The sequence below is a fragment of the Pseudomonas sp. BN417 genome (assembly GCF_029871205.1).
Taxonomy (GTDB): Bacteria; Pseudomonadota; Gammaproteobacteria; order Pseudomonadales; family Pseudomonadaceae; genus Metapseudomonas.
Map to the genome: position 1 here is coordinate 20,214 of NZ_SSOJ01000152.1, position 9,811 is coordinate 30,024.

Sequence of the window (9,811 nt, forward strand, 5' to 3'; positions counted from 1 at the left end):
CCTCTTGCGGGTTCGTGCCAACCCGGGAGACTGTCATGAAGCTCTATATCAAGCTGGCGGAGACCCTCGGCGAACGCATCGAGCAGGGCTACTACCGCCCCGGCGACCGCCTGCCTTCGGTACGTGCCCTGAGCCTGGAGCATGGCGTCAGCCTGAGCACGGTGCAGCAGGCCTACCGTATCCTCGAGGACAGCGGCCTCGCCGAGCCGCGCCCGAAGTCCGGCTACTTCGTCCCGCCGCGCCGCCAGACCCCGGCGCTGCCCGCGGTGAGCCGGGCGCCGCAGCGGCCGGTGGATGTTTCCCAGTGGAACGACGTTCTCGACCTGATCAAGCGCAGCGCCAAGGACAATGTCCTGCAGCTCGGCCGCGGCATGCCGGACATCACCAGCCCCACCCTGAAACCGCTGTTGCGCAGCCTCGGGCAGATCAGCCGGCGCCAGGACGGTAGCGGCCTCTACTACGACAGCATCTACGGCACCCAGGCCCTGCGCGAACAGGTGGCGCGCCTGGCGCTGGATTCCGGCTGCCAGATCCCCGCGAGCGACATCGTCATCACCACCGGCTGCCACGAGGCGCTGTCGGTGGCCATCCGCTCCACGTGCGAGCCGGGCGACATTGTGGCGGTGGATTCGCCGAGCTTCCACGGCGCCATGCAGACCCTCAAGGGCTTCGGCATGAAAGCCCTGGAACTGCCCACCGACCCGCTCAACGGCATCAGCCTGGAGGCGCTGGAGCTGGCCCTGGAGCAGTGGCCGATCAAGCTGATCCAGCTCACCCCGAATTGCAACAACCCGCTCGGCTACATCATGCCGGAGGCGCGCAAGCGCGCCCTGCTGACCCTGGCCCAGCGCTATGACGTGCCGATCCTCGAAGACGACGTCTACGGCGACCTCGCCTACCAGTATCCGCGTCCGCGCACCATCAAGTCCTACGACGACGACGGCCGCGTGCTGCTCTGCAGCTCCTTCTCCAAGACGGTGGCGCCGGGCATTCGCGTCGGCTGGATCGCCCCCGGCCGCTACCTCGACCGGGTGCTGCACATGAAGTACATCTCCACCGGCGCCACCGCCACCCAGCCGCAGCTGGCCCTGGCCGAGTTCATCGGCAAGGGCCACTACGAACCGCACCTGCGGCGCATGCGCAGCCAGTACCAGAGCAACCGTGACCGGATGATCGACTGGGTGATGCGCTACTTCCCCGCAGGCACCCGTGCCAGCCGGCCCCAGGGCAGCTTCATGCTCTGGGTGGAGCTGGCCGAGGATTTCGACACCCTGCGTCTGAACCGCGCCCTGTTGCCCAAGGGTGTGCAGATCGCCGCGGGCAGCATCTTCTCCGCCTCCGGCAAGTACCGGAACTGCCTGCGGATGAACTACTCCTCCAAGCCCACTCCGGCCATCGAGGCAGCGGTGAGGGCGGTGGGGGAGACGGTGCGGGAGTTGATGGGGATGTAACGGCTATGCGGGTGGGATCGACTTTTGTGGGGGCGAATTCATTCGCTATGCAGACCGCAGGTCTGCCCTCGAGTCCCATGGGGCCGCTTTGCGACCCTTTGCGAATGAATTCGCCCCCACAGGAACTCAAAGCCAGTGGGCATCCCAGAAGGGGTAGTCGCCTATCTGTTCCACCAGTCCGGCCCTCAGGGGATTGGCCACGATATAGCGGGCGACGTTGCGGATGTCTTCTTCCCTCCGCAGGGCATGATCGTGAAAACCTTTCTGCCAGATCGGTTGGGAACCCGGCAGGAAATGGCCCAACTGTCGGGAGGAGCGACCCTTGAGCACCTTGACTGCGCTGGCTATGGCCACCGGACCGTTGAGCCGCAGCAGCCAGTGCAGATGGTCCGGCATCAGTACCCATGCGATGGAGTGGAGCAGGTTCTGTTCTTGCAGGCGACGCATCTCGCCGATGACCAGGCGGGCCATGGTGAAGTCCCTGAACAACGGAGCTCGCCCTTCGGTGGTCGTGGTGATGTGGTAGATCTGGCCGGCTCGCGAGATACGGCCCCGGAGAAGATCGTCGCTCGGCATATCCATTGCCCTCGGGGTAGAGAAGGCAATGACTTTATGAGGCGTGGGCCAATGATTGGGCTGGTGCTGGCTGGGAAATGGATGAACCTCGCCTAGGAAGCTGCTGAGGGCCGACTTTCTGTGGGGGCGGATTCATTCGCTAAGGGGCGCGAAGCGGCCCCCAGAAGTCCCCGGGCAGACCTGCGGTCTGCTTAGCGAATGAATTCGCCCCCACAAGAACAGCAGGGCCAAGGCCAGCCAGCGGCTTTCATGCCACCTTCCCCTCATTCAGCAAATGCGCCGCCAGGGTCCGCAATGGACCCAACTGGCGGCAGATCAGCCCCAGTTCGGTCTGCACCAGCCGCGGGCGGTCGTCCATGTCTTCCGGCAGTTGCTCCAGGGCCTTGGCCAGGGCGTCCTCCTCGTCCCGATGGATGCTGATCGGGCGTCGGTCGGCCAGTCCCTCGGCGATGCAGTCGAGGCTCTCGGCGATCTGGCTGGCGGCCTGTTCGGAGACCGGGTTGAGGGCTTCGCCGGGTTGCTCGCTGCGGTGGGCGCCGAGGGCTGAGAGATAGCTGAGCAGGGTGTGGGAGAGCACCAGGAAGCGGAAGCCGATATCCGCCTCCTTACGGAAGTGGCCGGGCTCCATGAGCATGTTGGACAGGGTGGTGGACAGCGCCGCGTCGGCGTTGTGGGCATTGCGCCGGGCCAGGCGGTAGGCCAGGTCGTCGCGCTTGCCGTTGGCGTACTGCTGCATGATCTGGCGCAGGTAACGGCTGTTGCAGGTGAGGGTATTGGCCACCACCTGGTTGAGCCGGCGACCCTGCCAGTCGGGGAGGATGAAGATCACCGCGAGGCCGGCGATCAGGGCGCCGAGAAGCGTGTCCACCAGGCGCGGCAGGAACAGGCCATAGCTGTCGCCGACCTGGTTGAAGCAGAACAGCACGAGCAGGGTGATGGCGGCGGTGGCCAGGGTATAGCGGGTGGCGCGGGTGGCGAAGAACACCACCCCTGCGACCACCGCGAAGGCCGACTGCACCAGGGCGCCGGGGAACAGGTCGAAGAGCGCCCAGCCCAGCGCCAGGCCGATCAGGGTGCCGGCGATCCGCTGCACCAGCTTGCGCCGGGTGGCGCCGAAGTTGGGCTGGCAGACGAAGACCGTGGTCAGCAGTATCCAGTAGCCCTGTTCGGGGTGGATCAGGTGCAGCACGCCGTAGCCGGCGGCCAGTGCCAGGCCCATGCGCAGGGCGTGGCGGAACACCAGGGAGGTGGGCGTGAGGTTCTGCTTGAGGCGTTCCCAGACGTCCTTCAGGCCCTGGGGCGAGCGGTCCAGCAGGCTGCTGTCCTGGGCTTCGGCCAGGGCGTCGGGGTTGCTGGAATCGATGAGCAGCCGGTCGAGGGTAGCCAGGTTGTTGGCCAGGGCATTGAGCGAGCGCAGCAGGCTGCGCCAGGCCGGATTGCTCTGGATGCGCAGGTGCTCCAGGGACTTGTTCAGGTCCTCCAGGGCCTGGGCGCCATCCAGGTAGTCGAAGGGTTGGCGCATCTGGATGGCCCGGCCCAGTGCCTGGCAGGCGCCGCCCTGCTGGCGCAGCAGGCGTTGGCAGCGGAACAGCACGTCACTGTGGAAGAAGGCTTCGGCCAGCTCGTTGTAGGGGAAGTGGGAAGAGCTGGCGCGCTCGTGGATGTCCTGGGCCAGGAAGTAGAGCTTGAGGTAGCGGTTCACCTTGGGGCCCGGGCGACCGTTGCCGACGCGGTGCAGGATGACTTCCTTGGCCGCGTTCAGCGCCGCCACCACGCGGCCGTTCTGCTGCGCCAGGGCCAGGCGCCGGCCTTCGACGTCGAGCTGGCGCACCGGCTCCAGCAAGGCGGATTTCAGCTTGAGGTACTGCCCCAGCTCACGGAACAGCCTGGCCAGGCTCTGCTGCACCGGCTGGTGGGTGAAGAGCGCCTGCCAGAGCACCGAGAGCAGGCCGTACCAGGCGGCGCCGGCCACCAGCAGCGCCGGTTCCTGCCAGAGATTGGTGGGCGCGCCGTCGCGCTGGTCGACGCCGATCATGGTGTAGATGGAGAGGATCAGCGTCGCCGAGGCGATGGTCGCGTAACGCTCGCCCAGGGCGCCGAGCATCGTCAGGCCGAAGCTGGCCAGGGCCAGGGCGCTGACGAAGACCCAGGGGTAAGGGAAGAGCAGTTCCACCGAGAGCGAGGCGATGCTGAAACAACCCAGGGTCACCAGCAGTGCGGTGAGCCTGCCCTGCCAGCTGTCGTCGGTTTCCGCCAGGGCGCTGGCGATGATGCCGAGGAACAGCGGAATCAACAGTTCCATGCGGTCCTGCTGCCAGCACAGCGCCATGCTCCCGGTCAGGGCGACGAAAACGCGCAGGCTGTAGCTGAACTTGTCCAGCGCCCAGAGGCGGCGCAGCGATTGAGTGAGTCGAGTCGAGGGCATATGGGCCTTGAGGGCGGATGTCCGGGTGTGGCTGTGCTGCCGGCTACAGCCTAAAGGCTGCGACGGGCGCTGTCAGCCGCCCGCTCGCATCAAGACGCTTGGTCTGTCGCCGAGTGCCTGGAGCCACAGGAGCCAGGGTTGATTTCAGGTACGCAGGTGCCGTTTCGCGCTGGCCGCTGTCGGGGAATTGGCGCAGGCTTGGTGGACCTGCTGGCCAAACCCGTTCGCAGACGCCTCGCATGAGAAGACACCTTGGTTTCGCCTTGTTCGCCCTGCTGCTCGCCTGTGCCGGCGTCAACGCGGAAACGCTGCGCATGGCTGCAAATCTCTGGCCACCCTTCACCGACGCCCGCCTGCCGGGCAATGGCCTGGCCTGCGAACTGGTGAGCACCGCCCTGGAACGCGCTGGGCATCGCACCGAGTACGTGCAGGTGCCCTGGGCGCGTGCATTGCGCGGGCTCCAGGAGGGGGACTACGACCTGCTCGTCAGCGCCTGGTACAGCGAAGAGCGTGCCCGCTTCGGCCAGTTCTCCGCGCCCTACCTGACCAATCGAATCCTCTTCCTCAAGCGCAAGGACAGCACGGCCGACTACCGTACCCTGGCCGACCTCAGGCGCTACAGCATCGCCGTGGGGCGCGACTACCGCTATTCGCCAGCCTTCGATGCCGACGCCAGCCTGCACAAGGTGCCAGTGACGGACTTCCCGATGGGCGCGCGGATGCTTGCCGCCGGACGCGTGCAGCTGACCCTGGAGGACGAGCTGGTGGCGCGTTTCTACCTGAACCGCGAACTGAAAGGCATCAGTGACCAGCTGGAGTTTCTGCCCAGGCCGCTTTCCGAGAGCGGCTCGCACATCCTGGTGCGGCTCAGCCATCCGCGGCACCAGCAGCTGGTGGAAGATTTCAATCGCGCCATCCAGGCCATGCGCGAGGACGGCACCTACCAGGCGATCTTCGCCCGTCACGGCCTGCCCAGCCCTCGATAGGGGGCCTGGCTAGCCACTGGGTCAGATGATCCGCACCTTGTAGGAACGCCCCTTGATCTTGCCTTCGCTAAGACGCTTGAGCGCCTGCTTGGCGACGCCGCGTTCGACGGCGACGAAGGCCTGAAAATCGAAGATGGCGATCTTGCCCACCTGGCTGCCGGGAATCCCGGCTTCGCCAGTGAGGGCGCCGAGTATGTCGCCGGGGCGCAACTTCTCCTTGCGCCCGCCGTTGATGCACAGGGTGGCCATGGGCGGCAGCAGTGGCTCGCGGTTCTTCACGACCAGCTCGTCGAGGCGCTGCCAGTTCAACGGCATCTGCTGCAGGTCCTCGATGGCTTGGGCACGGTTGGCTTCGGCCGGCGCCACCAGACTCAGGGCCAGGCCCTTCTCGCCGGCGCGACCGCTACGGCCGATGCGGTGGACGTGCACTTCGGGGTCGCGGGACAGCTCGACGTTGATCACCGCTTCCAGCCCGGCGATATCCAGGCCGCGCGCGGCGACGTCGGTAGCCACCAGCACGCTGCAGCTCTGGTTGGCGAAGAGGGTCAGCACCTCGTCACGCTCACGCTGCTCCAGCTCACCATGCAGCGACAATGCGGAAACACCCTGGTCGCGCAGGTGGGCTTCCAGTTCCTGGCACTGCTGGCGGGTGTGGCAGAAGGCGACGCAGGACTGCGGGCGCACCTGTTGCAGCAGGCGCAGCACGGCATCCATGCGCTGGCGCGGGTCGATCTCGTAGAAGCGCTGCTCGATCTGGCCGTCGTCGTGCAGGGCGTCCACCTTCACCTGCTGCGGATCGCGCATGAAGGTCTTGGCCAACTGGGCGATGCCGGCCGGGTAGGTGGCGGAGAACAGCAGGGTCTGCCGGCGTGCCGGGAGCTGCTGGATGATCTCGGCGATGCTGTCGTAGAAGCCCATGTCGAGCATGCGGTCGGCTTCGTCCAGCACCAGTGTGTTGAGGCCGTCGAGCACCAGGGTGCCCTTGCGCAGGTGCTCCTGGATTCGTCCAGGCGTGCCAACGATCACATGGGCGCCGTGTTCCAGGGAGCCCACCTGCGGGCCGAAAGGCACGCCGCCGCAGAGGGTGAGCACCTTGATATTGCCGTGGCCGCGGGCCAGGCGGCGGATTTCCTTGGCCACCTGATCGGCCAGCTCGCGGGTGGGGCAGAGCACCAGCGCCTGGCAGCCGAAGAAGCGCGGATTCAGCGGCTCCAGCAGGCCGATACCGAAGGCGGCGGTCTTGCCGCTGCCGGTCTTGGCCTGGGCGATAAGGTCCTGACCCTTGAGGATCAGCGGCAGGCTCTTGGCCTGGATCGGCGTCATGTCGCGGTAGCCCAGGGTCTCCAGGTTGGCCAGGGTGGCTGCGGAGAGGGGCAGGGTGGTGAAGGCGGTGGTGGTCACGGGACGGGCCTGAAAGTCGAAATGGCGCGCAGTTTAGCAGGATGGGGCATGCAGCCCCGTTCACTCGTCGAGTTCGCGGTGCACCCGGCGCACGGCGCGGCCGCTGTCGGGCGGCAACTGGAAGAAGATCGCCGCGGCCAGCAGGGTCAGGACGCCGACGCACAGGTAGGTGGCCTGGAAGGCCTGCAGCACGCCGGGTGCCTCCGACATGCCGAAGCCACCGAGCAGGGCCGCGGCTACGGCGACCCCAAGGCTCATCGACAGCTGCATCACCACCGAGAGCAGGCTGTTGCCGCTGCTGGCCTGGTGGTCGTCGAGGTCGAGCAGGGTGACGGTGTTCATCGCGGTGAATTGCATGGAATTCACCGCGCCCAGGGCACCCAGGTGCAGGAGCAGCAGGGGATAGGGCGTGCTGGCGTCGATCAGCGCCAGGCTGGCGATCATGCCGCCCAGCAGCAGGGTGTTGCCGAGCAGCAGGCGGCGGTAGCCGAGGCGATCGAGCAAAGGCTTGGCCAGGGGCTTGGCGAGCATGGCCGAGAGCGCCAGGGGGATCATGGTCATCCCCGCCTGCGCCGGTGGATAACCCAGCGCCACCTGCAGCAGCAGGGGCGTGAGGAAGGGCAGCGCACTACTGCCCAGGCGCGAGAAGAGGTTGCCGAGGATGCCGGCGGCGAAGGTGCGGGTACGGAACAGCGACGGTGCGAACAGCGGCTGCGCCACCTGTACCGCGTGCAGCCAGTAGGCGGCCAGGCAGGCCAGGCCGCCGAGCAACAGCAGCATCACCCGCACATGGGGCAGTTGCAGGTCGCCCAGGCCTTCCAGGGCGATGGTGATCAGCACCATGGCGGTGCCGAACAGGAGGAATCCGAACAGGTCCAGGCGCACCGGACCGCTGCCGCGCAGGTCGGGCATGAAGCGCCAGGCCGCCAGCCCGCCGAGCAGTCCGACCGGCAGGTTGAGCAGGAAGATCCAGTGCCAGCTGGCGTACTCCACCAGCCAGCCGCCCAGGGTCGGACCGATCAGCGGGCCGAGCAGGCCGGGCAGGGTGATGAAGCTCATGATCCGCACCAGCTCGGAGCGCGGATAGGCGCGCAGCACCACCAGCCGGCCCACCGGCATCATCAGCGCGCCGCCCAGGCCTTGCACCACCCGGGCGCCCACCAGTTGCGGCAGGGTCGAGGAGAGGGCGCAGCACAGCGAGCCCAGGCTGAACAGCAGGATCGCGCCGAAGAACACCCGTCGTGTGCCAAAGCGGTCGGCGACCCAACCGGACGCGGGGATCAGCAGGGCCACGGTGAGCATGTAGGCGATGATCACCGACTGCATGCGCAGCGGGTCTTCCGCCAGGTCGCGGGCCATGGCTGGCAGTGCGGTGTTGAGGATGGTGCCGTCCAGCGCCTGCATGAAGAAGGCCACCGCCACCAGCCAGGGCAGCAGGCGGGCGGTGCGGGCGTCCAGGAGTACGGGTTCGGTCATGGAAAACCTTGCGCGGGCGACCCTGCGCACTTTAGGCCGCTATCCGGCGCGCCGCCAGCGGACATTCGCCCTGGTGCCCGGCTGCTAGGCTTGCCACTATTCGCCCCTGCTGTTCTCCCCACGGATAGGACCTTCCGAATGCGGACCCCCTGTTTCCTGCTGCTGAGCTGGTTGATGGCCGCGCCCTGCCTCGCAGCGGACTGGTTCCCGTTGCGGGTGCAGGTGGACGGCCGCGACGCCAGCTACCGTCCGCTGGAAGCGGCGAGCCGCCCCTGGCGCATCTGTGCCCTGCTGCCCCACGGCATGGACCGCTACTGGTGGGGAGTGGCCTGGGGCCTGGCCGAGGAGGCGCAGCGCCAGGGCGTGCAACTGGGGGTGTACGAGGCCGGTGGTTATCAGTACCCGGACATGCAGCGCGCACAGTTGACCCGCTGCATCCAGCTTGCCGCCGACGCCTATGTGATCGCCGCCATCAGCGCCCAGGGACTCTGCGACGAGATCGCCCTGCTGCACCGCGACAAGGTGCCGGTGATCGACCTGGTCAACCGTATCGATTGTCCGGGTGTCACCGCGCGGGCCCAGGTGGACTTCGCCGATATGGCCCGCGCGGCCATGGCCTACATTCGCGAGCACAGCAAGGGGCGACCGATCCGTGTGGGCTGGTTGCCGGGGCCGGAGGATGCCGGCTGGGTGGCCGACGCCGAGCGAGCCCTGGCCGAGTTCAAGGCTGGCGGCAAGGTGACCCTGGTGCCGGCCGGTTACGGCCCGGTGGACCGTTCCAGGCAGGCGGTGCTGGTGCGCCAACTGCTGGCCCGCGATCCCCAGCTCGACTACATACTCGGCAACGCCGAGGCCGCCGCCTTCGCCGCCCAGCTGGTGCGCGCCAGAGGCAGCCGCTACAAGGCGCAGGTGGTGTCGCTCTACGCCACCGAGCGGGTGCTGGAAGCCATCGCTGAAGGCAGCATCCTCGCCGCGCCCAGCGACTCGCCGGTGATCCAGGCGCGGGTGGCGGTGGACCTGGCGGTGCGTGCGCTGGAAGGCAAGCCGTCGCCACGGCGGGTCAGCCCACGAATCGAGGTGATCGACCGGGATAACCTGCAGCGCTTCGATATCAGCCGCCTGATGCCGCCCAGCGGGCACTGGATGATCCGCCAGGAGCTGCCGGAGTAGCAGGTTCCTTGTAGGGGCGAATTCATTCGCCAAGCAGGCCGAAGGCGTGCCCTGCAAGACCCGATGGGGCAGCTGCGCCGCCCTTGGCGAATGAATTGGCTATGTTTGCATTAAGTGTTGCTAGAACGTCTTGAGCCAAGCTGCTTATCGAGCGGGCTGCGAGTCCCTGTTTCGCCTCCCGGCGAGTCACTTCTTTCAAACGTCGGGATGCCGAACCACAAAGAAGTAACCAAGAACGCTCGCCCCTGCATCCGGCCCGACTGCGTCGGGTGACCAGCCTTCGGCTGTTACTGCGTTTCCCTCGCTCCATCATTGCTCCGGGGGCC

At 67.1% G+C, this 9,811-nt stretch carries 7 protein-coding genes; 3 read left to right on the forward strand and 4 right to left on the reverse strand.

Annotated elements, in window-relative coordinates; translation table 11 throughout:
- The first annotated feature begins 35 nt into the window (after positions 1 to 35).
- On the forward strand, positions 36 to 1,451 hold the full coding sequence (locus E8F11_RS24120; RefSeq protein WP_280291438.1) for a PLP-dependent aminotransferase family protein: 1,416 nt from the start codon (positions 36 to 38) through the stop codon (positions 1,449 to 1,451).
- A gap of 126 nt (positions 1,452 to 1,577) precedes the next feature.
- On the opposite strand, the gene E8F11_RS24125 is transcribed toward E8F11_RS24120, so the two are convergent.
- Positions 1,578 to 2,033, reverse strand: a complete 456-nt coding sequence (locus E8F11_RS24125) for a transposase (protein ID WP_280291439.1) — start codon at positions 2,031 to 2,033, stop codon at positions 1,578 to 1,580.
- 241 nt (positions 2,034 to 2,274) lie between these two features.
- Entirely contained in the window at positions 2,275 to 4,452 is a 2,178-nt protein-coding gene (gene yccS / locus E8F11_RS24130) for a YccS family putative transporter (protein WP_280291440.1), read from the reverse strand.
- Between the two features lie 239 nt (positions 4,453 to 4,691).
- Between yccS and E8F11_RS24135 the strand changes: the two genes are divergently transcribed.
- Complete coding sequence (locus tag E8F11_RS24135) at positions 4,692 to 5,438, forward strand: transporter substrate-binding domain-containing protein (protein WP_280291441.1); 747 nt, start codon at positions 4,692 to 4,694, stop codon at positions 5,436 to 5,438.
- A 21-nt stretch (positions 5,439 to 5,459) separates the two neighbouring features.
- Here the strand turns inward: E8F11_RS24135 and dbpA are convergent, their stop codons facing one another.
- Both dbpA and mdtD read right to left on the reverse strand, forming a co-directional pair.
- The gene (dbpA, locus tag E8F11_RS24140; RefSeq protein WP_280291442.1) at positions 5,460 to 6,839 is read right to left on the reverse strand and encodes an ATP-dependent RNA helicase DbpA; all 1,380 of its coding nucleotides are present in this window, start codon (positions 6,837 to 6,839) and stop codon (positions 5,460 to 5,462) included.
- Positions 6,840 to 6,899: 60 nt separating this feature from the next.
- On the reverse strand, positions 6,900 to 8,315 hold the full coding sequence (mdtD, locus tag E8F11_RS24145) for a multidrug transporter subunit MdtD (RefSeq protein ID WP_280291443.1): 1,416 nt from the start codon (positions 8,313 to 8,315) through the stop codon (positions 6,900 to 6,902).
- A gap of 138 nt (positions 8,316 to 8,453) precedes the next feature.
- Between mdtD and torT the strand changes: the two genes are divergently transcribed.
- Positions 8,454 to 9,485 (forward strand): TMAO reductase system periplasmic protein TorT, encoded by a 1,032-nt coding sequence (gene torT, locus E8F11_RS24150; protein ID WP_280291444.1) that lies wholly within the window; start codon positions 8,454 to 8,456, stop codon positions 9,483 to 9,485.
- Positions 9,486 to 9,811 lie beyond the last annotated feature (326 nt).

Coding starts and splice junctions, on each gene's coding strand:
- E8F11_RS24135 (WP_280291441.1), top strand. CDS start 4,692: ATGAGAAGACACCTTGGTTTCGCCTTGTTCGCCCTGCTGCTCGCCTGT.
- E8F11_RS24125 (WP_280291439.1), bottom strand. CDS start 2,033: ATGGATATGCCGAGCGACGATCTTCTCCGGGGCCGTATCTCGCGAGCC.
- torT (WP_280291444.1), top strand. CDS start 8,454: ATGCGGACCCCCTGTTTCCTGCTGCTGAGCTGGTTGATGGCCGCGCCC.
- yccS (WP_280291440.1), bottom strand. CDS start 4,452: ATGCCCTCGACTCGACTCACTCAATCGCTGCGCCGCCTCTGGGCGCTG.
- mdtD (WP_280291443.1), bottom strand. CDS start 8,315: ATGACCGAACCCGTACTCCTGGACGCCCGCACCGCCCGCCTGCTGCCC.
- E8F11_RS24120 (WP_280291438.1), top strand. CDS start 36: ATGAAGCTCTATATCAAGCTGGCGGAGACCCTCGGCGAACGCATCGAG.